Source organism: Burkholderia reimsis, assembly GCF_003294055.1.
GTDB lineage: Bacteria > Pseudomonadota > Gammaproteobacteria > Burkholderiales > Burkholderiaceae > Burkholderia > Burkholderia cepacia.
This window is the reverse complement of the sequence record NZ_QMFZ01000019.1, coordinates 89670-113421: the sequence shown is the minus strand read 5'-3', so window position 1 is coordinate 113421 and position 23752 is coordinate 89670. Positions and strand designations below refer to the sequence as shown.

The window sequence follows — 23752 nt, the reverse complement described above, 5'->3', positions numbered from 1 at the left end:
GGCAAGAGAATCTGGCTCGCAATGTAGCATCTTGAATGCGTTTTGGCGGCCGTTTGCACGCAGTTCGAGAGGAATAGGCAAATCTTCCAGACCTTCGTGTATTTCATCGCGGCGCCGTGCTCCTTACGATGACGTCCTGCCTCGCCGCATCGCCACAGGGTGCGACGGCAGTTCGTTTCGCCGGATGTTTTCCCGGCCAAGGAGCCCCCTGCATGAGCACCACCTACGCTTACGCGGCAACCGATTCGCAGTCGCCGCTCGCCCCGTTCGAATTCCAGCGTCGCGCGCTGCGCGACCTCGACGTCCAGATCGACGTCCTCTACTGCGGCGTCTGCCACTCGGACCTGCACCAGGCGCGCAACGAATGGCGCAACACGATCTACCCGGTCGTGCCGGGCCATGAAATCGTCGGCCGCGTGACCGCGACCGGCCCGCAGGTATCGCGCTTCAAGGTCGGCGAGCTGGTCGGCGTCGGCTGTCTCGTCGATTCGTGCCGCACCTGCCCGAGCTGCGCCGACGGGCTCGAGCAGTATTGCGAGAACGGCTTCGTCGGTACCTACAACGGCCAGGATCGCGTGACGGGCGACGTCACCTACGGCGGCTACTCGACGCAGCTCGTCGTCGACGAGGCGTTCGTGCTGCGCGTGCCCGAGACGCTCGACCCGGCCGGCGCCGCGCCGCTGCTGTGCGCGGGGATCACGACGTACTCGCCGCTGCGGCAGTGGAACGTCGGCCCCGGCAAGAAGGTCGGCATCGTCGGTCTCGGCGGCCTCGGCCACATGGGCGTGAAGCTGGCGCGTGCGATGGGCGCGCACGTCGTGCTGTTCACGACGTCGCCGTCGAAGATCGAGGACGGCAAGCGCGTCGGCGCGCATGAAGTGGTGATCTCGAAGGACGTAGCGCAGATGAACGCGCACCTGAACAGCTTCGACTTCATCCTGAACACGGTCGCCGCGCAGCACGACCTGAACCAGTTCCTGCACCTGCTGAAGCGCGACGGCACGATGACGCTCGTCGGCGCGCCGGAGCATGACCATCCGTCGCCGCAGGTATTCAACCTGATCTTCAAGCGCCGCCGCCTCGCGGGCTCGCTGATCGGCGGGATCGCGGAAACGCAGGAAATGCTCGACTTCTGCGCGGAGCACGGGATCACGTCGGATATCGAGACGATTCCGATGCAGCAGATCAACGCCGCTTACGAGCGGATGCTGAAGAGCGACGTGAAGTACCGGTTCGTGATCGACATGGCATCGATCAAGCAGTAAGCGGCGCCGCCGGGCGGCCCGCACGATCGCCGCCCCAGATGAAACGGGCCGCATGTTCGACATGCGGCCCGTTCTGCATCCGGCGACCGGCGGGTTCGGGCGCTACGCGCGCGGCGCAGCGCCGGCAATCACTTCTTGTAGTCGTAGTCCACCGTCAGCGGCGCGTGGTCGCTGAACTTGATGTCCTTGAAGATCGACGTGCTTTTCGCGGTGCCGGCGACGCCCGGCGTCGCGATCTGGTAATCGATCCGCCACCCGACGTTCTTCGCATACGCCTGGCCGCGGTTGCTCCACCACGTGTACTGCTCGGCGCGCGGGTCGAGCGTGCGGAACACGTCGACGTAGCCGACATCGTCGAACAGCTTCGTGAGCCACTCGCGCTCTTCCGGCAGGCAGCCCGAGTTCTTCTGGTTGCTCTTCCAGTTCTTGATGTCGATTTCCTTGTGGACGATGTTCACGTCGCCGCACAGGATCACCTCGCGCTTCTTCTTGAGCTGGGCAAGGTGCGGCATGAACTCGTCCATGAAGCGGTACTTCGCCTGCTGGCGCTCCTCGCCGCTCGAGCCGGACGGCACGTACACCGACACGACCGACAGCTTGCCGTAGCGCGCCTCGACATAACGACCCTCGGCGTCGAATTCGCTGCTGCCGAAGCCGATGATCACGTCGTCGGGCTCGCGGCGGCTGTACACGCCCGCGCCGCTGTAGCCCTTCTTCTCGGCGTGGTGAAAATAGCTCTTGAAGCCGTGCGGCTCGACGAATTCGGCCGGCAGGTCGTCGGCCGAGACCTTGATTTCCTGCACGCACACGCAATCGGCGTTCTGTTCGCCGAGCCACTCGAAGAAGCCCTTCTTCGCGGCGGAGCGGATGCCGTTCAGGTTGGCGGTAATCACTCGCATCATGTCGGATTCCGTTCAGTTCGATGTTTTACAGGGTGGCAGCTTAACGGATCTTCACGCCTTCGAGCTCGGGCTTCGGCGGCGGGAATTCCAGCTTCATGTCGGTCATCGTGCGCAGCAGCAGCTCGGCGATCATCACGTTGCGGTGCGTCTTCGAGTTGGCCGGGATCACGTACCACGGCGCATGCTCGGCGGACGTCGCGGCAAGCGCGTCGCGGTACGCGGACTGGTACGCGTCCCAGTGCTTGCGCGCGTCGAGATCGGAGATGTCGAACTTCCAGTGCTTGGTCGGATCGTCGATGCGCGCCTGCAGCCGCGCGCGCTGCTCGTCCTTCGAGATGTGCAGGAAGCACTTGATGATCGTCGTGCCGTTCTCGACCAGCATCGTCTCGAAATCGCGGATCTGCCGGTAGCGGCGCTCGCATTCCTTCGCGTCGATCAGGTCGAGTACGCGCGGTACGAGCACGTCTTCATAGTGGCTGCGGTTGAAGATCGCGAGCTCGCCCGCGGCCGGCACCTGCGCATGCACGCGCCACAGGAAGTCGTGTGCGGCCTCGATCGGCGTCGGCGCCTTGAACGGCACGACGCGCAGGCCGAGCGGATCGACCTCGCGGAACACTGCGCGCACGGTGCCGTCCTTGCCGCTGGTGTCCATCCCCTGCAGCACGAGCAGCACGCGCTTCTTCTGCTGCGTGTGCAGGCGCTCCTGCTGCACGTCGAGTTCGGTCGACACGGCCGACAGCCGTTCGCGGTCGTCGTCCTTCGAGCCGGACGAAAACGGCTTCGCGGCCGGGTCGAACGCATCGAGCTTGAATGCGGCGGCTTCCTTCTCGCGCGTGAAATAAGGCACGCGGAAATCGTCGAGCGCGGGTTGTTTCGCCATTCGTTCCTCCGTTGGACGGTGTGGCGCATACGATAACGCATCCGCCAAACGCAACGGGCCGCCCCGAACTGGTTCGAGGCGGCCCGTCGTCAAGCGCGGTTCAGGCGCGCGGTCATGCTCAGCCGAGCTTCTTCTTCAGCAGTTCGTTGACCTGCTGCGGGTTGGCCTTGCCCTTGGTCGCCTTCATCGCCTGGCCGATCAGCGCGTTGAACGCCTTTTCCTTGCCCGCGCGGAATTCCTCGACCGACTTCGCGTTCGCCGCGAGCACTTCATCGATGATCGCTTCCAGCGCGCCGGTGTCGGAGATCTGCTTCAGGCCCTTCGCGTCGATGATGCGGTCGGCCGCGCCTTCGTCGTCCGGCTTCTCGTCCCAGATCGTCGCGAAGATCTCCTTCGCGATCTTGTTCGAGATCGTGCCGTCGGCGATACGCTGCAGCAGCAGCGCGAGCTGCGCGGCCGACACGGGGATCGCGTCGATCTCGATGCCGTCGCGGTTCAGTTGCGACGATACGTCGCCCATCAGCCAGTTCGCGGCGATCTTCGCGTTCGCGGCGCCGGCCTTCGCGACCACCGACTCGAAATACGCGGCCATCGCCTTGCTCGACGTCAGCACGCCCGCGTCGTACGCGGACACGCCGTACTGCTCGGCGAAACGCTGCTGCATCGCGGCCGGCAGCTCGGGCATCCCGGACTGCACGCGCTCGATCCAGTCCTGGCCGATCACGAGCGGCATCAGGTCGGGGTCGGGGAAGTAGCGGTAGTCGTGCGCGTCTTCCTTGCTGCGCATCGAGCGCGTCTCGCGCTTGTCCGGATCGTAGAGACGCGTTTCCTGCACGACTTCGCCGCCGTCCTCGATCAGCTCGATCTGGCGACGCACTTCGTAGTTGATCGCTTCCTCGAGGAACCGGAACGAGTTCAGGTTCTTGATTTCCGCGCGCGTGCCGAACTTCTCCTGGCCGACCGGTCGCACCGACACGTTCGCGTCGCAGCGGAACGAGCCTTCCTGCATGTTGCCGTCGCAGATGCCGAGCCACACGACGAGCCCGTGCAGCGCCTTCGCATAGGCCACGGCCTCGGCCGCGCTGCGCATTTCCGGCTCGGTGACGATCTCGAGCAGCGGCGTGCCTGCGCGGTTCAGGTCGATCCCGGTCATCCCGGCGAAGTCTTCATGCAGCGACTTGCCCGCGTCTTCCTCGAGGTGCGCGCGGGTCAGGTTGACCGTCTTCTCGTACGCTTCCTTGCCGGCCTTTTCGTTGGCGGGCACCTGGATCGTGATCTGGCCGCCCTGCACGACCGGAATCTCGTACTGGCTGATCTGATAACCCTTCGGCAGATCGGGGTAGAAATAATTCTTGCGCGCGAAGATGCTGCGCGGCGCGATGGTCGAGCCGATCGCGAGACCGAAGCGGATTGCCCGCTCGACCGCACCGCGGTTCAGCACCGGCAGCACGCCCGGCAGCGCCAGGTCGACCGGGCACGCCTGCGTGTTCGGCTCGGCGCCGAACTGCGTCGACGCGCCCGAGAAAATCTTCGAGACGGTCGACAGTTGCGCGTGCGTCTCGAGACCGATAACGACTTCCCACTGAGTAGCCATGTGCTTACACCCCTGCCGGAACTTGCTTGTGCCAGTCGGTCGCGCGCTGGAACGCGTCGGCGACCTGCAGCATCCGGGCTTCGTTGAAATAGTTGCCGATGATCTGCAGGCCGACCGGGCGCTTCGCGTTCGCGCCGGCGCCGAAGCCGCACGGCACGCTCATGCCGGGCAGGCCCGCGAGGCTCACCGACAGCGTGTAGATATCCGCGAGATACATCTGCACCGGATCGTCGCCCTTCGAACCGAGATCCCATGCGACCGTCGGCGACGCCGGGCCCATGATCACGTCGCAGGTCCTGAACGCTTCCTGGAAATCGTTCGCGATGATGCGGCGGATCTTCTGCGCCTGCAGGTAGTACGCGTCGTAGTAGCCGTGCGACAGCACGTACGTGCCGACCAGGATCCGGCGCTTCACCTCGGGGCCGAAGCCTTCCGCGCGCGACTTCTTGTACATGTCGAGCAGGTCGCCGTATTGCGCGGCGCGGTGGCCGAAACGCACGCCGTCGAACCGCGACAGGTTCGACGACGCCTCGGCCGGCGCGATCACGTAATACACGGGGATCGACAGCTCCGTCTTCGGCAGCGACACGGGCACGAGCGTCGCGCCGAGCGCTTCATACTGCTTCAGTGCCGCGTCGATCGTCGCGCGTACGTCGTCGGCCAGGCCGTCGCCGAAATACTCGTTCGGCAGGCCGATGCGCAGGCCCGCGAGCGGCTTGCCCGCATCGTTGCCGGCCGCCCACGGCTGGCCGAGGTGGCGCGTGAAGTCTTCGTCGTCGCGGTCGAGGCTCGTCGAGTCGCGCTCGTCGAAGCCGGCCATCGCATTCAGCAGCAGCGCGCAGTCGGACGCGCTCTGCGCCATCGGGCCGCCCTGGTCGAGCGACGACGCGAACGCGATCATCCCGTAGCGCGACACGCGACCGTAGGTCGGCTTGATGCCCGTCACGCCCGCGAACGACGCGGGCTGGCGGATCGAGCCGCCGGTGTCGGTGCCGGTCGCGGCCGGCGCGAGGCGCGCGGCGACGGCGGCCGAGCTGCCGCCCGAGCTGCCGCCCGGCACCGCGTTCGTGTCCCACGGGTTCTTCACCGCGCCGAACGCCGAGTTCTCGTTCGACGAGCCCATCGCGAACTCGTCCATGTTGGTCTTGCCGAGCGTGACCATGCCGGCCGCCTGCAGGCGGGCGACGACGGTCGCGTCGAACGGGCTCGCGTAGTTCGCGAGCATCTTCGAGCCGGCGGTCGAGTGCCAGCCGCGCGTGACGAACACATCCTTGTGCGCGATCGGCAGGCCGGTGAGCGCGCCGCCCGCGCCGCGCGCGAGTTCTGCGTCGGCAGCTTTCGCCTGCGCGAGGGTCAGGTCGGCATCGACGTGGACGAACGCGTTCAGGTCGCGCGCGGCGTCGATCCGTTTCAGGTAGAGCTGCGCGAGCTCGACGGCCGAGCATTCCTTGGCGGCGAGCGCGGCGCGCAGTTCGGTCAGGCTTTTTGCGTGCATTGAGTGGTTTTCCTGGGAATTCTGGGTGGCGCGCGGCGCTGGCCGGCGCGCTTGTCGTCGAATGCTTACTCGATCACCTTCGGCACGAGATAGAGGCCGTCCTGGACGGCCGGCGCCGGACGCTGGTTGTCGTCGCGATTGACGACTTCCGTCACGGCGTCGTCGCGCAGGCGCTGCGCGACTTCCTGGATCTGTTCGATCGGGTGGGCGAGCGGCGCGATGCCGGCGGTGTCGACCGCCTGCATCTGCTCGACGAGGCCGAAGAGATCATTGAGCTGGCCGAGCATGTGCTCGGCGTCGGCGTCGGCCATTTCGAGTCGCGCCAGGTGCGCGATGCGTTTCACATCGGTCAGGGTCAGGGCCATGCGATCACCGGAAAAACAAGACTGCGCAATGCATCGAAAGCAGCACTGCGACGGGGGGTTGGAGGGTGCGATCCCACCCTCAAAAATCGGGGCCGAAGCGGCAAAAATACCGCCCGTTTCGATTCAAATACCGTGAAATTATAAGGTATCATTACGCGTTCGACCCAAACCCGGCAGCCTTTTCCCGCACCGTTTCGCCCCGCTTCGGCAAGCCGTGCGTGCTTCGTGCGATCCCCGGTAGACATCACTCGCAGCTTCGTGCGCCGCGGCGGCCGCTTCCGCCACGCTTCCCGAGGCTGTTATTTTTTCCGCTGCCGCCCTCAGCGCTCGCTATGCAGGGCCGGCCCAGAGCGAAACAGGATTCTGAATGTTCGGTTTTTTGCGCAGCTACTTCTCCAACGATCTCGCGATCGACCTCGGCACCGCAAACACCCTGATCTACATGCGCGGCAAGGGCATCGTGCTCGATGAGCCGTCCGTCGTGTCGATCCGCCAGGAAGGCGGCCCCAACGGCAAGAAGACGATCCAGGCAGTCGGCAAGGAAGCCAAGCAGATGCTCGGCAAGGTACCGGGCAACATCGAGGCGATCCGCCCGATGAAGGACGGCGTGATCGCCGACTTCACCGTCACCGAGCAGATGATCAAGCAGTTCATCAAGACGGCCCACGAGTCGCGCATGTTCTCGCCGTCGCCGCGCATCATCATCTGCGTGCCGTGCGGCTCGACCCAGGTCGAGCGCCGCGCGATCAAGGAAGCCGCGCACGGCGCCGGCGCATCGCAGGTCTACCTGATCGAGGAGCCGATGGCGGCCGCGATCGGCGCGGGCCTGCCGGTGTCGGAAGCCACCGGCTCGATGGTCGTCGACATCGGCGGCGGCACGACCGAAGTCGGCGTGATCTCGCTCGGCGGCATCGTCTATAAGGGCTCGGTGCGCGTCGGCGGCGACAAGTTCGACGAGGCGATCGTCAACTACATCCGCCGCAACTACGGGATGCTGATCGGCGAGCAGACCGCCGAGGCGATCAAGAAGGAAATCGGCTCCGCGTTCCCGGGTTCCGAAGTCAAGGAAATGGAAGTGAAGGGCCGCAACCTGTCGGAAGGCATTCCGCGCAGCTTCACGATCTCCAGCAACGAAATCCTCGAAGCGCTGACCGATCCGCTGAACCAGATCGTGTCGTCGGTGAAGATCGCGCTCGAACAGACGCCGCCGGAACTCGGCGCCGACATCGCCGAACGCGGGATGATGCTGACGGGCGGCGGCGCGCTGCTGCGCGACCTCGATCGCCTGCTCGCGGAAGAAACCGGCCTGCCGGTGCTCGTCGCGGAAGATCCGCTCACCTGCGTCGTGCGCGGTTCGGGCATGGCGCTCGAACGCATGGACAAGCTGGGCAGCATCTTCTCGTACGAGTGATCGTCTAGGCAGTCTTCCTGACATGACGCACCCGCGGCGTGGCCGGCTCGCTCATTCAGAACGAACCGCCGCGCCGTTTGCGCGTCTGAGCTTCATTTAACCGATCGTTCGCGCCCGGCGCCGACCATGGAATACAGTCCGCCGCCCCTCTTCAAGCAAGGCCCGCCCGCGCTCGCGCGGCTCATCTTCTTCGTCGCCGTCGCGATCGCACTGCTGGTGTCGGACGCGCGCTTCAACACGCTCGAAATCGTCCGCGGCGTGCTCGGCACCGTGCTCTATCCGCTGCAGCGCGCCGCGCTCGTGCCGCGTGACCTGTTCATGGGCGCGGCCGACATCGCCGTCACCGGCGCGTCGCTGCGCCACGACAACGACGATCTCCGCAAGCGCAACCTGCAGCTGTCCACGCAGGCCAACCAGGCCGCCGTGCTCGCGCAGGAGAACGCGCACCTGCGCGCCGTGCTCGAGCTGCGCCAGCACATCGCGACGCAATCGACGCCGGCCGAGATCCAGTACGACACGAGCGATCCGTTCACGCAGAAGATCGTGATCGGCCAGGGTTCGCAGCAGGGCATCCAGAACGGCGCGCCCGTCGTCAGCGAGAACGGCGTGGTCGGCCAGGTCACGCGCGTGTTCCCGCTGCAATCCGAAGTCACGCTGGTCACCGACCGCGATCTCGCGATTCCCGTGCAGGTGCTGCGCACCGGCCTGCGCAGCGTGATCTACGGCACGCCGAAGGGCGATTCGCTCGACCTGCGCTTCGTGCCGACGAGCGCGGATCTCGTCGTCGGCGACGAGCTCGTCACGAGCGGCCTCGACGGCGTCTATCCGCCCGGCCTGCCGGTCGCAAAGGTCGTACGCGTCGACAAGCTCGCCGATACCGCATTCGCGCGCGTGACCTGCGCGCCGATCGCCGCCGTGCGCGGCGCGCGCCAGATGCTCGTGCTGCATTACCAGAACGACATCCCGCCGCGCCCGGCCGAGCCCGATCCGGCCGCCGACAAGAACGCGAAGGGCAAGAAAGGCGCGAAAGCCGCCGCGAAAGGCGAGAAGGCCGAGAAGGCCGAGAAGGGCGAGAAGGCTGACGCCGGCGCGAAGCCGGCCGCCGCGGCCCAGCCCGGCGCCAAGCCGGCGCCTGCCGCGCCTGCGCCTGCGGCCAAGCCCGCCGCCGCGCCCGCGAAGCCCGCGGCCGGGCAACCAGGAGCCCAGCGATGAATCGCCCGCAATACATCCTGCAGCCGGTCAATCCGTACTTCATCGTCTTCAGCCTCGCCGCCGCGTTCCTGCTAAACCTGATGCCGTGGGGCCGCCTGCCCGGCGTGCCCGACTTCGTCGCGCTCGTGCTGCTGTTCTGGAACATCCACCAGCCGCGCAAGGTCGGGATGGGCGTCGCGTTCGCGCTCGGCATCCTGATGGACGTGCATGACGCGGGGCTGCTCGGCGAGCATGCGCTCGCCTATACGCTGCTGTCGTACGGCGCGATCACGATCCACCGTCGCGTGCTGTGGATGCCGATCGGCGTGCAGGTGCTGTACGTCACGCCGCTGCTGGTCGTCGCGCAGCTCGTCCCGTTCGTGATCCGCCTCGTGATGGGCGCCGCGTTCCCGGGCTGGCGCTACCTGGTCGACGGCTTCGTCGAGGCGGCGCTGTGGCCGATCGCGAGCCACCTGCTGCTGATGCCGCAACGCCGCCCGGTCGATCCGGACGATACGCGCCCCATCTGAACCCGGGGCCTGCCTTGACTACCCGCCGCCTCCACGCCCGCCGCGCTCCGGGGCGGCCCCTCGCCCGCAGCCGCACACCGTGCTGCGGGCCAGATCGATCGTAACCGCATGACCGAATTCAACGACACCCAACAGCAGCTCTCGAAGTTCCGCCTGCGCGTCGCGGCGGCGGGCGTGTTCGTGTTCGTCTGCTTCGGGCTGCTCGCGAGCCGCTTTTTCTACCTGCAGTTGATGCAGCACGGCAAATACGCGCTGCAGGCCGAGGAAAACCGCATCTCGGTCGCGCCGATCGTGCCGAACCGAGGGATCATCACCGACCGCAACGGCGTGATCCTCGCGAAGAACTATTCGGCCTATACGCTCGAGATCACGCCGTCGAAGCTCGACGACACGCTCGAGAACACGATCGACAAGCTGTCCGAGATCATCCCGATCGACGCGCGCGACCGCCGCCGCTTCAAGAAGCTGCAGGAAGACTCGAAGAACTTCGAGAGCCTGCCGATCCGCACCCGGCTCACCGACGAGGAAGTCGCGCGCTTCACCGCGCAGCGCTTCCGCTTCCCCGGCGTCGACGTGCGCGCGCGGCTGTTCCGCCAATATCCGCTCGGCACGACGGCCGCGCACGTGATCGGCTACATCGGCCGGATCTCGAAGCGCGACCAGGATCGCATCGACGCGATGAGCGACGACAACGACAGCGACCAGGAAAACTACGATCCGCGCCGCGACGCGAACAACTACAAGGGCACCGACTACATCGGCAAGATCGGCGTCGAGCAGAGCTACGAAACCGAGCTGCACGGGCTGACGGGCTTCGAGGAAGTCGAGGTGACGGCCGGCGGCCGGCCGGTGCGCACGCTGTCGCGCACGCAGGCGACGCCCGGCAACAACCTCGTGCTGTCGCTCGACATCGGGCTGCAGCAGGTCGCCGAGCAGGCGTTCGCCGGCAAGCGCGGCGCGCTGGTCGCGATCGAGCCGAAGACGGGCGACGTGCTCGCGTTCGTGTCGTCGCCGAGTTTCGACCCGAACTCGTTCGTCGACGGCATCGACCAGCAGACCTGGGACGAGCTGAACAACTCGACCGACAAGCCGCTGCTGAACCGCCCGCTGCACGGCACCTACCCGCCCGGCTCGACGTACAAGCCGTTCATGGCGCTCGCCGGCCTGACGCTCGGCAAGCGCACGCCGGGCTGGGGCTTCCAGGATCCCGGCTACTTCACGTTCGGCGGCCACACGTTCCGCAACGACGTGCGCTCGGGCCAGGGCTGGGTCGACATGAACAAGGCGATCATGGTGTCGAACGACACCTACTTCTACATGCTCGCGCGCGACCTCGGCGTGAACGCGATCGCGAACTTCATGAAGCCGTTCGGCTTCGGCCAGATCACCGGGATCGACATCCAGGGCGAGGCGCGCGGGATCCTGCCGTCGACCGACTGGAAGAAGAAGGCGTTCAAGAAGGCCGCTCAGCAGAAGTGGTTCGACGGCGAGACGATCAGCCTCGGGATCGGCCAGGGCTACAACTCGTTCACGATCCTGCAGCTCGCGCACGCGACCGCGACGCTCGCGAACAACGGCGTCGTGATGAAGCCTCACCTGGTGAAGGAAATCGAAGATCCGATCACGCGCGGGCGCCGCCTGACCGTGCCGAAGGAAAGCGAAGTGATCCCGCTCAAGCAGGCCGACATCGACGTCGTGAAGCGCGGGATGGAGAACGTGATCGAGAACCCGTCCGGCACCGCGTACAAGGTGTTCCGCGGCGCGCCGTACCTCGCCGCCGGCAAGACCGGCACCGCGCAGGTGTTCTCGCTGCAAGGCTCCAACTACAAGGGCCACCTGCTCGCCGAGCACCTGCGCGACCACGCGCTGTTCATCGCGTACGCACCGGTCGACCATCCGCAGATCGCCGTCGCGCTGGTCGTCGAGAACGGCGGCTGGGGGGCGCAGGCCGCGGGCCCGATCGCGCGCCGCGTGCTCGACTTCTATCTCGTCGACCGCCAGAACCCGCAGAACGAGGCCGCGGCCGTGGCTGCCGCGGCGTCGGCGACCGAACCCGTCAACGCGCCGGTGATCGGCGACGCGAACCGGCCCGCCGCCGTCGCGGCCGGCTTCACGGCGCTGCCGCAGCCGGTCGTGCCGAGCGCGGCCAGTGCGGCGGAAGCGGCATCGGCCGCCGCGGCCTCCGAAGCGTCGGCCGCCGGTGCAAGCGCCACCTCGCCGGCGAGCGCCGGTGCCGATGCGCCGAGGGCCGCGAGCCTGCCGCCGATCCGGCGCCCGCACCGGCCGCGCCGGCCCGCCAGTGACGCGCAGCCGCTCGTCGCCACGCCGCGCGACGACAACCACCGTGCGACGGCCCCCGCGAAGGCGGCGGACGCCGGCACCGCTCATTAACGGAGAAAGGCATGCAATTCGACAAGCGCGCCTGGCTCGACAAGATCAAGCAGATGTTCGCGGGCTTCGACCGCCCGCTCGCCCTCATCGTGTTCCTGCTGCTGTGCGTCGGCATCGTCACGCTGTACAGCGCGGCGATCGACATGCCGGGCCGCGTCGAGGACCAGTTGCGCAACATCCTGCTGACGTTCGTGCTGATGTGGGTGATCGCCAACATCCCGCCCACGACGCTGATGCGCTTCGCGGTCCCGCTCTACACGTTCGGGGTCGCGCTACTGGTCGCGGTCGCGCTGTTCGGGATGACCAAGAAAGGCGCGAAGCGCTGGCTGAACGTCGGCGTCGTGATCCAGCCGTCGGAGATCCTCAAGATCGCGACACCCCTGATGCTCGCGTGGTACTACCAGCGCCGCGAAGGCGGGCTGCGCTGGTACGACTTCATCGCCGCGTTCGGGATCCTGATGGTGCCGGTCGGGCTGATCGCCAAGCAGCCCGACCTCGGCACGGGCCTGCTCGTGTTCGCGGCCGGCTTCTTCGTGATCTACCTCGCCGGCCTGTCGTTCAAGCTGATCGTGCCGGTGCTCGTCGCGGGCGTGATCGCGGTCGGCTCGATCGCCGTGTTCGAGGAGCGCATCTGCCAGCCCGAAGTGCAGTGGCCGCTGATGCACGACTACCAGAAGCACCGCGTGTGCACGCTGCTCGACCCGACTTCCGACCCGCTCGGCAAGGGCTTCCACACGATCCAGGCCGTGATCGCGATCGGCTCGGGCGGCGTGCTCGGCAAGGGCTACCTGAAAGGCACGCAGGCGCACCTCGAGTTCATTCCGGAGAAGCACACCGACTTCATCTTCGCGGTGTTCTCCGAGGAATGGGGGCTCGTCGGCGGGCTCGTGCTGCTGACGCTTTACATGGCGCTGATCGCACGCGGGCTCTATATCGCCGCGCAGGGCGCGACGCTGTTCGGCCGCCTGCTCGCGGGCTCGCTCACGCTCGCGTTCTTCGTCTATGCGTTCGTCAACATCGGGATGGTGAGCGGCGTGCTGCCGGTCGTCGGCGTGCCGCTGCCGTTCATGAGTTATGGCGGCACGGCGCTCACGACGCTCGGCATCGCGATCGGAATGATCATGAGCGTCGGGCGGCAGCGGCGGTTGATGAAAAGCTGACCGCGCGGCACGCATCGCGGAAAGAAAAACGGCGCCCCGGCGCCGTTTTTTTTCGACCGTCCTTGCCGAACGCGGCCGCGCAGCGCGGTGCGGCACGACCTCCGTTCACGGCGCCGGCGCGCGCGGGCCGCCCGGCTCCGCGCCGGCACCCGACGCCGGCCCCTGCACCTTCAGCCGCGCACTCAGCTCCTTGAATTTCAGCCCGGCCGTCTCGTCGCCCTGCGCGGCCGCCGCCGCGTAATAGGCCCGCGCGATGTTCAGGTTCTGCGCGACGCCGTCGCCACCGCGCTCGTAGAACGACGCGGTCACGTACTGCGCGGTCGGCTCGCCCGCGTCGGCGGCCTGCTTGTACCACGTGAACGCCTGCCGGTTGTCGCGCGGCGTGCCGCGCCCGTCGAGGAACTGGTTCGCGAGCGACAGCGCGGCCTGCACGTGCCCCTGCTTCGCCGCTCGCAGGAACCAGCGATGCGCTTCGACCGGATTGCGCGCGACGAACTCGCCGTCGTCGAGCATCCGCCCGTACACGTACTGCGCATGCGACATGTTCGCGTCGGCCGCGCGCTTCAGCCAGCGCAGCCCTTCGTCGACGTTCGCCGTCACGCCTTCGCCCGTCAGCAGCATCATCGCGTAGTTGAATTGCGCGAGACGGTCGCCGCGCTCGGCCGCGTCGTGGAACTGCACCAGCGCCGCGCGATAGTCGCCGGCGTTGTAGTCGGCGACCGCCGATTGCGTCTCGCGCGATGGATCGGACTTCGCTTGCGGCACGCCCGGTGTGCCGGCTGCCATACATACGCCATACACGCCATAGACGCCACACACGCACCACCGGCCGAGCATCGCGCCGATCCGCCTGCGCGCCCCGGCCCCGCCCTGCACGCGCCCACGGCGCGCGCCGTCGCCATCGTTCATGACCGTACCTCCTGCAGCGCCTGCCGCGTGGCGCGCAACAGCCAGCTGACGTCGGCCGACAGCGTGATCATCCGGTAGCCGGCCTCGCGATACTGGCGCGCGGCCGCCGTATCGCCCGCGAAGATGCCGACCGCGACGCCGGCCTGCCGGCCGGCCGCGAGCACACGCGCCATCGCGGTTTCGACGTCCGGGTGGCGGATGTCGCCGAGATGCCCGAGGCTCGCCGCGAGATCGGCCGGGCCGACGAACAGGCAGTCGACGCCGGGCAGCGCCGCAATCCGCTCGACTTCGTCGACGCCGCGCGCCGATTCGATCTGCACGATCACCGCGACCTGCGCGTTCGCCGTCTGCACGTAATCGCGGCGCATCCCGAACGCCGCCGCGCGCACCATGCCCGCGACACCGCGCAGCCCGTCCGGCGACTCGGGCGACGGATAGCGCGTCAGCCGCACCGCGTGCGCGGCGTCGTCGACCGTCTCGATGCATGGAAACATCAGCGTGCGCGCGCCGGCATCGAGCGCGCGCTTCACGAGCCACGGCTCGCGCGCCGGCACGCGCACGACGGGTTCGCTCGGCAGATGGGCGGCCGCGATCGCGCGCAACTGCGATGCAACATCGCGGCTGTCGTTCGGCGCGTGTTCCATGTCGATGCAGAGCCAGTCGTAGCCGGCATGCGCGAGCGCTTCCGCGGCCGAGTCGCTGCCGAGCGACAGCCACAGGCCGTACAACGGGTCGTCGCCGTCGTGCAGGCGTTGTTTGAGGGAATTGGTGAGCGTGCTCATCGATACGGCCTCCTGGACGGAACGGCAATCGAACGGGACAAGCAACGGGCAAAGCGGAGCGCGACACGCCGGGCAGCGAAGCACGGCGGCGCCGGGACCGGGCCCTGGATCGTTGGTCGGCCGTGGACGGCCGATCTGACAGCGCCGGCCGCGCGATCGCGCACGACCGCGTTTTCCGGCGCCACGCAACGATCATAGCGCGGCGTTACGCGGAATGTGGGAACGGACGGGGAGCGGGACGAAGCCGCGAGGTGCGGCGTCAGGCAGCCCGCGCCGGCTGGCGGGGCTGCCGGGAAGGCGGGATCAGCGGCCGGGCTGGCGTTCGACGTCGGCCCAGCAGTTCGGCGTTTCGTACAGGCGCACGCGCTCGAGCCGCAGGTTCACGCCGTAGTGCGCGTCGTACACGTTCGCGAGGATGTCGAACGCGATCGCCGCGAGATTCTCGACGGTCGGGATCCGGTCGATCACGACCGTCTTGTGGTCGGCCATCTGCTCGAGGAACGAGCGCACGACCTCGTCGCGGGCGTAGACCAGGAACGCGTGGTCCCACTTGCCGACCAGGTGCTCCATCGCGAGCGCCTTCACGTCGGCAAAATCCATCACCATGCCGCGGTCGGGCGCCCCCTCGGTATCGACGAGATCGCCGCGCAGCGTGACTTCGAGCACGTAACGATGACCATGCAGGTTCCGGCACTGGCTGCGGTGATCGGGAATGCGGTGGCCCGCGTCGAATTCGAGTTTTCGGGTAATCAGCACGATGTCAAAAGCCGTGGCTCAGGGAATGTTCAGATATTTGTGGGTCTGCATCGACAGCCGCCACTGCGGATGACGCTTGCACCAGTCGATCGCGAGCTTCGTATTGAGGTCGCGCGACGGGCCGTCCATCGGCTGGACGAGGAAATACTCGAAGTCGAGCTTCGCGTAGTCGGCCAGCCGCTGGTTGTCCTGCGGGATCACGACCTTCAGTTCGTTGCCCTTCGTGACGACGAGCGGCGCGTCGGCCTTCGGGCTCACGCAGATCCAGTCGATCGATTCGAGCACCGGCAGCGAACCGTTGGTCTCGATCGCGATCTCGAAGCCGGCCGCGTGCAACGCGTCGACGAGCGGCTGGTCGAGTTGCAGCATCGGCTCGCCGCCCGTGCAGACGACGAAGCGGTGCGCCTCGCCCTCCGGCCACAGGCCGGCGATCGTCGCGACGAGTGCCTCGGCGTCCTTGAACTTGCCGCCGTTCTCGCCGTCGGTGCCGACGAAGTCGGTATCGCAGAAGCGGCACACGGCCTCCGCACGATCCTCTTCGCGGCCCGACCACAGGTTGCAGCCGGCGAACCGGCAGAACACGGCCGGCCGGCCCGCGTTCGCGCCCTCGCCCTGCAACGTGTAGAAAATTTCCTTGACCGCGTAAGTCATCGTGCTTCGTCCGGCTCGCGCCGCTCGTTGTCGATCAGAATCCGTTATTCATCCAGCGCTGCCGGCGCACCCGCGTCACAGCGGCGCTTCGGTCACCCGCTCGCCCTTCAGGTAAGCCTCGTAGCCGCGCTTGCGCAGCTTGCAGGCGGGGCATTCGCCGCAGCCGAAGCCCCATTCGTGCAATTCCGCGCGCTCGCCCACGTAGCACGTGTGCGTCTCGACGCGGATCAGTTCGACGAGCGCTTCGCCGCCGAGCTGCTCGGCGAGCTGCCACGTCTGCGCCTTGTCGAGCCACATCAGCGGCGTCTCGAGCACGATGCGCGTGTCCATCCCGAGGTTCAGCGCGACCTGCAGCGCCTTCATCGTGTCGTCGCGGCAATCGGGGTAGCCCGAGAAATCGGTCTCGCACATTCCGCCGACCAGCACACGCAACCCGCGGCGATAGGCGATCGCCGCGGCGATCGTCATGAACATCAGGTTGCGGCCCGGCACGAACGTGTTCGGCAAGCCGTTCGCCGCCGTCTCGATCTCGATCGTGCGCGTCATCGCGGTATCGCTGATCGCGCCGAGCACCGACAGGTCGATCATGTGATCGTCGCCGAGCCGGTCCGACCATGCGGGAAAATCGCGCTTCAGTGCTTCGCGCACGCCTTCGCGACATTCGAGCTCGACGCGGTGGCGCTGGCCGTAATCGAAGCCGAGCGTCTCGACCGTCTGGTAGCGTTCGAGGGCCCATGCCACGCACGTGGCCGAGTCCTGCCCGCCGGAAAACAACACGAGCGCGCCGTCTTTAGCGTCTGTCCGAATCACCGTGATACTCCGTGAATGTGTAGGCTCGCGTCGCGCTGCGCCCCGGGGCCGGCTGCCGCCGGGCGGCCCGACGCGTGCCGGCCTGGGCCGGCTCGACCAGTATAGGCAGCGCAATCGGCCGCGAACGCGGCGGAGCGCTTATACCGCCCATCGCGCGGCATCGTTGCCGCGCGCCACGGCGGCGCCACGCTGGCAGCCTGCCGTGCGCATGAAGCGATGCGCTAAGTTATTGAGCGGACACGGATTTTATCATGCCCTCACGAATACTGCCGGGCACGCGGGCCCCATCACGCCAACCCCACCACAAACGAAAAACCCCAAGAACCTTCCGATTCTTGGGGTTTTAATTCTGGTGGCCTGGGACGGAATCGAACCATCGACACGCGGATTTTCAATCCGCTGCTCTACCAACTGAGCTACCGGGCCAACGAAGAATGAAAGTATATCGAGCTATTCGTACCTGAGCAAGTGTTTTCGCAAAATATTTTATACGGCGCCTTCGGACGGTTTCTTGCCGAGCTCGACACCGAGCTGCTTGAGCTTGCGATACAGGTGCGTGCGCTCGAGGCCCGTCTTCTCCGCGACGCGCGTCATGCTGCCGTTTTCGCGCGCGAGGTGATATTCGAAGTACGCGCGCTCGAACGCATCGCGCGCTTCACGCAACGGGATGTCGAACGGGATCGCGGCCGTCTGGCCCGCGAGGCCGAGTGCCGAAGCCATGTCGTCGCCAAGCGTCGGCAGCGCGGCCGCGGATGCGACCGCCGCGGGGCCCGCCGCCTGCCCCGCACCGGCCTTCGCCGCCGCGTTCGCGGACACCGGCGCCGCACCGCGTGCGAGGCCGTGCTCGACGGACTTCAGCAGCTTCTGCAGCGCGATGGGCTTCTCGAGGAAATCGAGCGCGCCGATCTTCGTTGCCTCGACGGCCGTATCGATCGTCGCGTGCCCGGACATCATGATCACGGGCATCGTCAGCAGCCCTTGCGCCGCCCACTCCTTGAGCAACGTCACGCCGTCGGTATCGGGCATCCAGATATCGAGCAGCACGAGATCGGGCGCCTGATTCAACCGGTATTCCCGCGCGGCCTGCGCGTTCTCCGCTGCCTCGACGACATGTCCTTCATCGCTGAGGATCTCCGAGAGCAATTCCCGGATGCCCATTTCATCATCTACCACCAGGATGGTTGCCATTTACGCTGCCTTTGTCTGCTCACTTGCTTTTGTCTTGGCGGGAGCCGTCCCGTCCTGCACGCCCGATTCGGCGCCTGGCGCATCGCTCGCCATCTGCAGGAACAGAATCGACACCTGCGCACCCTCGACGGTCTCGCCGTGCATGCGATTGCGCAGATCGATCCGCGCACCGTGCTCATCGACGATTTTCTTGACCGTGGCCAACCCCAGCCCCGTGCCCTTCGCCTTCGTCGTCACATAAGGCTCGAACGCACGGGTCAGGATGCGCGCCGGAAAACCGGGCCCGTTGTCGGACACGGTAAGACGTACCGCGACGCGTGTTTTGCCCTCGGCGTCGGGATCGCCATATTCTACTGTCTTGGTTTCGATCAACACACGCGGATGCGCCGACTCCGCGACCGAATCCTGCGCATTCTGCAGCAGGTTGTGAATCACCTGGCGCAATTGCGTCGCGTCGCCGCGAATCACCGGCAGCGACGGCGCGAGCTCGGCGACGATCGCGCTCTTGCCTTCGCCCACCCCGTACAGCCCGAGCACCTCGCTCGCCAGTTCGTTCAACTGCAGGTTCGCGAGCACCGCCGGCGGCGTGCGCGCGTATTCGCGGAAATCGTCGACCATCCGCTTCATCGCGGCCACCTGGTTGACGATCATCGTCGCGCCGCGCTTGAGCACATCCGCGTCGGACGGCGAGAGCTTGTCGGACAGCTTCATCTGCAACCGCTCGGCCGACAGCTGAATCGGCGTCAGCGGATTCTTGATCTCGTGCGCGAGCCGCCGCGCGACCTCGCCCCACGCGACCGAACGCTGCGCGGAAATCACGTCGGAGATGTCGTCGAACACGACGACGTAACCGGACGTCTGCGGATCGTCGGCCTGCCCCTCGACCGTCGACACGAGGCGCGCGCCGCGCACGAGCAGCGTCAGCGGTTCGGTTTCGCCCGGCATCTCGATCGCGAACTGCTGCTGCCAGTGGCCGCGATCGCCGCTGCCGCCGTCGGACGCCGCCTCGCGATCGGCGAACGCCTTGCGCACCATCGCGCCGAACCCGGCGGCCACGCCGATCCGGTCGAGCGTCGTGCCGATCAGCGCGTTGAACGGCTGCCGGAAGATCCGCTCGGCGCCGCGATTGGCCGTCGTCAGCCGGAACTGGCGGTCGAGCACGAACACGCCGGCCGTCAGGTTCGCGAGGATGCTCTCGAGATACGTCTTCGAATGCTCGAGCGCGATGCGGTTCTTCTCGACCGCGAGCCGCGCCTCGGACAACTGGCGCGTCATCGCGTTGAACGACTGCGTGAGGAAGCCGAGCTCGTCGCGCGTCTTGATCTCGCGCTTCGGCGTGTAGTCGCCTTCCGTGATCTCCTTCGTGCCCTGTGCGAGCAGGAACAGCGGCCGCGCGAGCTGCTGGCCGAGCGCAAGCGCGAGCATCATCGCGATGAAGGTCGCGAGGAACAGCGCGAGCGTCAGCGTGCCGATGTACATCTTGCGCAGCCCCGTGCGGCCGAGCGCCTTTTCCTGGTACTCGCGATACGCGCGCTGCACGGCATCCGCGTTGTGCGCGAGCGTTGGCGGCACCGGCTGCGTGAGTTGCAGGAAACGCTCCGCCGGCTGCAGCAGCGATGTCGTCGCATCGGGAATCGGCCGCACGACGCGCAGCCGCAGTGCGCCCTTCGCGCCGTGCGCACGCGGATCGCCGTCGACTTCGCCTTCGATCGCCGCGTACGCACCGTGTTCGCGCGCCTGGCTCAGCATCAGCGGCGTCGGCAGGTCGTCCGGAATCAGCGCCGCGAAATTGCCCGACGCCTGCGCGACGATGTGCAGGTCGGGCGCCGCGCCCGAGCCGCCGCGGCTCGGCTCGACGATCGTCGCGTCCTGCACGCCGAACTGGTCGCGCAGCCGCAGCAGCGTGAGCGTCGTGCCGTTCGTGTTCGCGTCGGCGCTCGCGAGCTGGTCGGACATCAGCCGCGCCTTCGTCTGCAGATCGGACAGCGACGCATCGAGCATCCCGCGGCCGAGATTCAGGCCGGCCGTCAGCGCCGTCTCGACGTTCACGTCGAACCACGACTCGATGCTGCGCGACACGAACTGGTACGACACGATGTAGATGATCCCGCCCGGCACCACGCCGACGAGCGCGAAGAACACCGCAAGCTTCGCGAGCAGCCGCGTGCCGAACTTGCCCTTCCTCAGGCGCACGACAATCATCCCGATCAGCCCGAGCACCACGAGCAGGAACACGAGCGCGACGACGATGTTCGTCGCGTACAGCCACGAGTAGTAGCGATCGAAGAATTCGGTGTTCGCGCTCGCGGCCGCGAGCAGCACGAGCAGCAGCAGCGCGGTGAGCGCGACGGTCGAGACGATCACGCGAACGAGGAGGCTCTTCCCGCTGGCCGCGCGGCGCACTTTATTTAGCACGTTCGGTCACCGTGAAGTTGAAGCGCTTCCAGTCCGACCCGAGCGTCCAGTCGCGGTTGTTCACCGCATCGACCTGGAACGGCTTCGGCATCAGCGCCGTATCGAGCTGCATCCGCACCGATGCCGTGTAGGTTTCGCCCGAGCGCACCTGGCTGCGGTCGATCACGTGCCACGACGTGATGTGCCTGACGACCGCGAGCGCATCCTTCAGCGACGGGAAACCGAGCTGCAGGCCGCCCGTCGACACGCGATACTCGCGCGTGAGCGGCTGGAACGACAGGCGGATCGTCTGCGACACCGATACCGGCTGTTCGTCAAGCCAGTACCAGCGCGCGCGGCTCAACTCGAAATCCGTCGTGAAATACACCGGAATGCCTTTGTTGACGGCATCCTCGAGGCTCGGGTTCAGTTCGAAATCGAAGCGGGCGTCGAGGCTCCAGCCGCTTCCGTCGGCCTGGAGCGACGCGCGCTGCACGGCGATCGACTCGGCATGCGCCGGCCGCACGACAGCCAGGCACAGCGTCAACGCGACCATCAGGACGGCCGCGAGCCGAAGTGGAAAAAGGTGTTTGATCGTCACCGTTTCTGAAACCGCGCGTAGAAAAATCCGTCGTGATCGGTGTTCTGGTCGAGTGGGCCGGCGGCCGCCCCTCCCTGCACTCCGCCCGGCAGCAGTTGGCCGGGGGCGTCCAATCGTACCGCATCTTCACAGGCCGCTTCAAACCAGCGGGCCTGCAATTCGCCTTCTTCGGGGAAGACCGAACAGGTCACGTAAAGCAGTTCGCCGCCCGGCTTCACGAGCGGCCACAACGCCGACAGGATGCGACGCTGTTCCGCGACGAGCGCCGGGATGTCGGCCTCGCGGCGCAGCCAGCGGATGTCCGGGTGACGACGCACGATACCGGACGCCGAGCACGGCACGTCGGCCAGGATACGATCGAACGGGCGCCCGTCGTACCACGCGTCGGGCGCACCCGCATCGCCGACGCGCACGTCCGCCGCGAGCGACAGCCGCACGAGGTTCTCGCCGATCCGCGCCGCGCGCGCGGCGTCGCTTTCCAGCGCAACGACTTCCGCATCGGCGAGTTCGAGAATATGACCGGTCTTGCCGCCGGGTGCCGCGCATGCGTCGAGCACGCGCATGCCGTCACGCGCGCCAAGCCATTCGGCTGCGAGCTGCGCACCGGCATCCTGCACCGACACGACGCCGTCGGCAAACCCCGGAATGCGATCGACCGGCAGCGCCGACGCGAGCCGCACTGCATGCTTGCCGATCGCGGTCGCTTCGATTCCGCTCGCCCGCAGCGTATCGAGATACGCGTCGACGCTCGCGCGGCGCGCATTCACGCGCAGCGTCAGCGGCCCCTGGCGCTCGCCGGCCGCGAGGATCGGCTGCCATGCGTCGGGCCACGCGCGCTTCACCGAATCGACCCACCACGCGCGGTAATTCCAGCGCGCGACGACATCGTCCTGCAGCGCCGCGACGAGCGCGTCGCGCTCGCGCAGGAAACGGCGCAGCACCGCATTGACCATCCCCTTCGCGAACGCGCATTCGCGGCGGGCGCCGATCACGGTCACGGCCTGGTCGACCACCGTGAACGGCGGATACGCGGCCTCGTCCGCCGGATCGAGCAACAGCGCGAGCGCGCCGGCAAGGACTGCGTGCACGTGCGCGGGCGGCGCCTTGCTGACGAGCCGGCCGATCAGCCAGTCCGCACTGCCGAGACGGCGCATCGTCCGGTAGGCGACGTCCTGTGTCGCCCCGCGCGCAAGGGCCTGCGTACCGGACGCCATCTGCGCGAAAACCGCCGAGAGTGCCGCCGGCAGCGCGGTGCCGCGTCGTACCGCATCGACCGCCTGCGCGGCCGCGTCGAGCGCGAAGCCGAGCGAATCGGGCGCGAGATGCAGCGCGGACAGGCGCGCCGGGCGGCCGGAAGAAGACGGAGCGGTAGAACGGGTTCGTGTCATCGGAGCAAATTCGGCAAACAAGCGCGGCGAGCAAATACGGCAAACGGCGGGATCGCGACACTCGCGTGGCCCCGCGGTCCCAAACCGGGCATTGTAGCGTGCGACGTTGCCGCCCCTTTGGCCCCTTTACGGCACGCACAAATGAAAACCCCGCAGCGCGAAGCGTGCGGGGTGGCGTAGCGGCCCCCGAGCGGCAACTGCCGCACGGGGTGCCGTGGCTCAATCGAAGCGGCCGGTACGCGCCATCTCCATCAGGCGCGCGATGCGCTCCTCGGTGGCCGGGTGCGTCGAGAACAGGTTCTGCAATCCGCCACCATGCAGCGGATTCATGATCATCATCTGCGCCGTGGCCGGATGCGCTTCCGCCGCCTGGAACGGAATGCCTGCCGCATAACGATGGATCTTGTCGAGCGCGGTTGCGAGCGACTGCGGATCGCCGGAAATCTGCGCGCCGCCGCGATCGGCCTCGAACTCGCGTGCCCGCGAGATCGCCATCTGGATCAGCGCGCCGGCGATCGGCGCGAGCAGCGCGACCGCGATACCCGCGATCGGATTGGCCGGCCGGCCGTTCTCGTCGCGCCCGCCGAAGAACATCGCGAAGTTCGCGAGCGCCGAGATCGCGCCCGCCATTGTCGCGGTGATCGTCGAGATCAGGATGTCGCGATGCTTCACGTGTGCAAGCTCGTGCGCCATCACGCCGCGCATCTCGCGCTCCGACAGTACGCGCAGGATGCCCGTCGTCGCGGCGACCGCCGCGTGCTCGGGGTTGCGGCCCGTCGCGAACGCGTTCGGCGCATCTTCGTTGATCAGGTAGACGCGCGGCATCGGCAGGTTCGCGCGCGTGGCCAGCTCGCGCACCATCCGGTAGAACTGCGGCGCCGTGTTCTCGTCGACTTCCTGCGCGTTGTACATGCGCAGCACCATCTTGTCGGAGAACCAGTACGAGAAGAAATTCATGCCGAGCGCGAACAGCAGCGCGATCGTCATGCCGCGCGAGCCGCCGATCATCCCGCCGATCACGATGAACAGGGCCGTGATCGCGGCCATCAGCATCGCCGTTTTGACCCAATTGAACATACCCACTCCTTA

21 protein-coding genes and 1 tRNA gene are annotated in these 23752 nt (G+C 67.1%); 6 read left to right on the top strand and 16 right to left on the bottom strand.

Annotation, left to right across the window (positions count from 1 at the left end):
• Window positions 1–212 precede the first annotated feature (212 nt).
• Window positions 213–1265, top strand: a complete 1053-nt coding sequence (locus DPV79_RS21945; protein WP_113046459.1) for an NAD(P)-dependent alcohol dehydrogenase — start codon at window positions 213–215, stop codon at window positions 1263–1265.
• 128 nt (window positions 1266–1393) lie between these two features.
• On the opposite strand, the gene DPV79_RS21940 is transcribed toward DPV79_RS21945, so the two are convergent.
• The 5 genes from DPV79_RS21940 to gatC form a co-directional block, all read right to left on the bottom strand.
• Complete coding sequence (locus tag DPV79_RS21940; protein WP_021158564.1) at window positions 1394–2167, bottom strand: exodeoxyribonuclease III; 774 nt, start codon at window positions 2165–2167, stop codon at window positions 1394–1396.
• 40 nt (window positions 2168–2207) lie between these two features.
• The gene (locus tag DPV79_RS21935) at window positions 2208–3047 is read right to left on the bottom strand and encodes a polyphosphate kinase 2 family protein (protein WP_021158565.1); all 840 of its coding nucleotides are present in this window, start codon (window positions 3045–3047) and stop codon (window positions 2208–2210) included.
• Window positions 3048–3165: 118 nt separating this feature from the next.
• A complete protein-coding gene (gene gatB, locus DPV79_RS21930) occupies window positions 3166–4641 on the bottom strand; it encodes an Asp-tRNA(Asn)/Glu-tRNA(Gln) amidotransferase subunit GatB (protein WP_021158566.1) in 1476 nt (491 codons plus the stop codon).
• Window positions 4642–4645: 4 nt separating this feature from the next.
• Window positions 4646–6136, bottom strand: coding sequence for an Asp-tRNA(Asn)/Glu-tRNA(Gln) amidotransferase subunit GatA (gene gatA, locus DPV79_RS21925; protein ID WP_048025627.1), 1491 nt, complete (start codon window positions 6134–6136; stop codon window positions 4646–4648).
• A gap of 65 nt (window positions 6137–6201) precedes the next feature.
• Window positions 6202–6501 (bottom strand): Asp-tRNA(Asn)/Glu-tRNA(Gln) amidotransferase subunit GatC, encoded by a 300-nt coding sequence (gene gatC, locus DPV79_RS21920; RefSeq protein WP_027788858.1) that lies wholly within the window; start codon window positions 6499–6501, stop codon window positions 6202–6204.
• Window positions 6502–6868: 367 nt separating this feature from the next.
• Between gatC and DPV79_RS21915 the strand changes: the two genes are divergently transcribed.
• From DPV79_RS21915 to rodA, 5 genes are all read left to right on the top strand, one after another.
• A complete protein-coding gene (locus DPV79_RS21915; RefSeq protein WP_004189550.1) occupies window positions 6869–7912 on the top strand; it encodes a rod shape-determining protein in 1044 nt (347 codons plus the stop codon).
• Window positions 7913–8038: 126 nt separating this feature from the next.
• Window positions 8039–9124, top strand: a complete 1086-nt coding sequence (mreC, locus tag DPV79_RS21910; RefSeq protein ID WP_113046458.1) for a rod shape-determining protein MreC — start codon at window positions 8039–8041, stop codon at window positions 9122–9124.
• Window positions 9121–9633: a rod shape-determining protein MreD gene (gene mreD, locus DPV79_RS21905; protein WP_009687274.1), complete on the top strand. Its 513-nt coding sequence runs from the start codon at window positions 9121–9123 to the stop codon at window positions 9631–9633. The genes mreC and mreD overlap by 4 nt, the downstream gene beginning before the upstream one ends.
• A gap of 108 nt (window positions 9634–9741) precedes the next feature.
• Complete coding sequence (gene mrdA, locus DPV79_RS21900; protein WP_059863518.1) at window positions 9742–12024, top strand: penicillin-binding protein 2; 2283 nt, start codon at window positions 9742–9744, stop codon at window positions 12022–12024.
• Between the two features lie 11 nt (window positions 12025–12035).
• Window positions 12036–13184 (top strand): rod shape-determining protein RodA, encoded by a 1149-nt coding sequence (gene rodA, locus DPV79_RS21895; protein WP_021163972.1) that lies wholly within the window; start codon window positions 12036–12038, stop codon window positions 13182–13184.
• Between the two features lie 105 nt (window positions 13185–13289).
• Here the strand turns inward: rodA and DPV79_RS21890 are convergent, their stop codons facing one another.
• From DPV79_RS21890 to htpX, 11 genes are all read right to left on the bottom strand, one after another.
• Window positions 13290–14093 carry a tetratricopeptide repeat protein gene (locus DPV79_RS21890; protein WP_113046457.1) on the bottom strand — a complete coding sequence of 268 codons (804 nt, stop codon included), beginning with the start codon at window positions 14091–14093 and terminating at the stop codon, window positions 13290–13292.
• Window positions 14090–14875, bottom strand: coding sequence for an HpcH/HpaI aldolase family protein (locus DPV79_RS21885; RefSeq protein WP_021163974.1), 786 nt, complete (start codon window positions 14873–14875; stop codon window positions 14090–14092). Before DPV79_RS21885 ends, DPV79_RS21890 begins: the two co-directional genes overlap by 4 nt.
• Window positions 14876–15178: 303 nt before the next feature.
• Window positions 15179–15631: a 6-carboxytetrahydropterin synthase QueD gene (gene queD / locus DPV79_RS21880; RefSeq protein ID WP_021163975.1), complete on the bottom strand. Its 453-nt coding sequence runs from the start codon at window positions 15629–15631 to the stop codon at window positions 15179–15181.
• An 18-nt stretch (window positions 15632–15649) separates the two neighbouring features.
• Complete coding sequence (queE, locus tag DPV79_RS21875; RefSeq protein WP_021163976.1) at window positions 15650–16282, bottom strand: 7-carboxy-7-deazaguanine synthase; 633 nt, start codon at window positions 16280–16282, stop codon at window positions 15650–15652.
• 75 nt (window positions 16283–16357) lie between these two features.
• Window positions 16358–17092 carry a 7-cyano-7-deazaguanine synthase QueC gene (gene queC / locus DPV79_RS21870; protein WP_021163977.1) on the bottom strand — a complete coding sequence of 245 codons (735 nt, stop codon included), beginning with the start codon at window positions 17090–17092 and terminating at the stop codon, window positions 16358–16360.
• 350 nt (window positions 17093–17442) lie between these two features.
• Window positions 17443–17518 (bottom strand) — tRNA-Phe (locus tag DPV79_RS21865).
• 60 nt (window positions 17519–17578) lie between these two features.
• Complete coding sequence (gene esaR / locus DPV79_RS21860; RefSeq protein ID WP_021163978.1) at window positions 17579–18280, bottom strand: response regulator transcription factor EsaR; 702 nt, start codon at window positions 18278–18280, stop codon at window positions 17579–17581.
• A complete protein-coding gene (esaS, locus tag DPV79_RS21855) occupies window positions 18281–20695 on the bottom strand; it encodes a sensor histidine kinase EsaS (RefSeq protein WP_042978240.1) in 2415 nt (804 codons plus the stop codon).
• A complete protein-coding gene (locus DPV79_RS21850; RefSeq protein WP_021163980.1) occupies window positions 20685–21275 on the bottom strand; it encodes a DUF4390 domain-containing protein in 591 nt (196 codons plus the stop codon). Before DPV79_RS21850 ends, esaS begins: the two co-directional genes overlap by 11 nt.
• Window positions 21272–22663, bottom strand: a complete 1392-nt coding sequence (rsmB, locus tag DPV79_RS21845; protein WP_113046456.1) for a 16S rRNA (cytosine(967)-C(5))-methyltransferase RsmB — start codon at window positions 22661–22663, stop codon at window positions 21272–21274. Before rsmB ends, DPV79_RS21850 begins: the two co-directional genes overlap by 4 nt.
• 219 nt (window positions 22664–22882) lie before the next feature.
• Complete coding sequence (htpX, locus tag DPV79_RS21840; protein WP_006485774.1) at window positions 22883–23740, bottom strand: zinc metalloprotease HtpX; 858 nt, start codon at window positions 23738–23740, stop codon at window positions 22883–22885.
• Window positions 23741–23752 lie beyond the last annotated feature (12 nt).

Bases quoted from the DNA above. Each gene is read 5' to 3' on its own strand.
- mrdA (WP_059863518.1), top strand. From the start codon at position 9,742: ATGACCGAATTCAACGACACCCAACAGCAGCTCTCGAAGTTCCGCCTG.
- DPV79_RS21945 (WP_113046459.1), top strand. From the start codon at position 213: ATGAGCACCACCTACGCTTACGCGGCAACCGATTCGCAGTCGCCGCTC.
- mreD (WP_009687274.1), top strand. From the start codon at position 9,121: ATGAATCGCCCGCAATACATCCTGCAGCCGGTCAATCCGTACTTCATC.
- DPV79_RS21915 (WP_004189550.1), top strand. From the start codon at position 6,869: ATGTTCGGTTTTTTGCGCAGCTACTTCTCCAACGATCTCGCGATCGAC.
- mreC (WP_113046458.1), top strand. From the start codon at position 8,039: ATGGAATACAGTCCGCCGCCCCTCTTCAAGCAAGGCCCGCCCGCGCTC.
- DPV79_RS21935 (WP_021158565.1), bottom strand. From the start codon at position 3,047: ATGGCGAAACAACCCGCGCTCGACGATTTCCGCGTGCCTTATTTCACG.
- rodA (WP_021163972.1), top strand. From the start codon at position 12,036: ATGCAATTCGACAAGCGCGCCTGGCTCGACAAGATCAAGCAGATGTTC.
- DPV79_RS21885 (WP_021163974.1), bottom strand. From the start codon at position 14,875: ATGAGCACGCTCACCAATTCCCTCAAACAACGCCTGCACGACGGCGAC.
- gatA (WP_048025627.1), bottom strand. From the start codon at position 6,136: ATGCACGCAAAAAGCCTGACCGAACTGCGCGCCGCGCTCGCCGCCAAG.
- rsmB (WP_113046456.1), bottom strand. From the start codon at position 22,663: ATGACACGAACCCGTTCTACCGCTCCGTCTTCTTCCGGCCGCCCGGCG.
- gatC (WP_027788858.1), bottom strand. From the start codon at position 6,501: ATGGCCCTGACCCTGACCGATGTGAAACGCATCGCGCACCTGGCGCGA.
- queE (WP_021163976.1), bottom strand. From the start codon at position 16,282: ATGACTTACGCGGTCAAGGAAATTTTCTACACGTTGCAGGGCGAGGGC.
- htpX (WP_006485774.1), bottom strand. From the start codon at position 23,740: ATGTTCAATTGGGTCAAAACGGCGATGCTGATGGCCGCGATCACGGCC.
- DPV79_RS21890 (WP_113046457.1), bottom strand. From the start codon at position 14,093: ATGAACGATGGCGACGGCGCGCGCCGTGGGCGCGTGCAGGGCGGGGCC.
- gatB (WP_021158566.1), bottom strand. From the start codon at position 4,641: ATGGCTACTCAGTGGGAAGTCGTTATCGGTCTCGAGACGCACGCGCAA.
- DPV79_RS21940 (WP_021158564.1), bottom strand. From the start codon at position 2,167: ATGATGCGAGTGATTACCGCCAACCTGAACGGCATCCGCTCCGCCGCG.
- esaR (WP_021163978.1), bottom strand. From the start codon at position 18,280: ATGGCAACCATCCTGGTGGTAGATGATGAAATGGGCATCCGGGAATTG.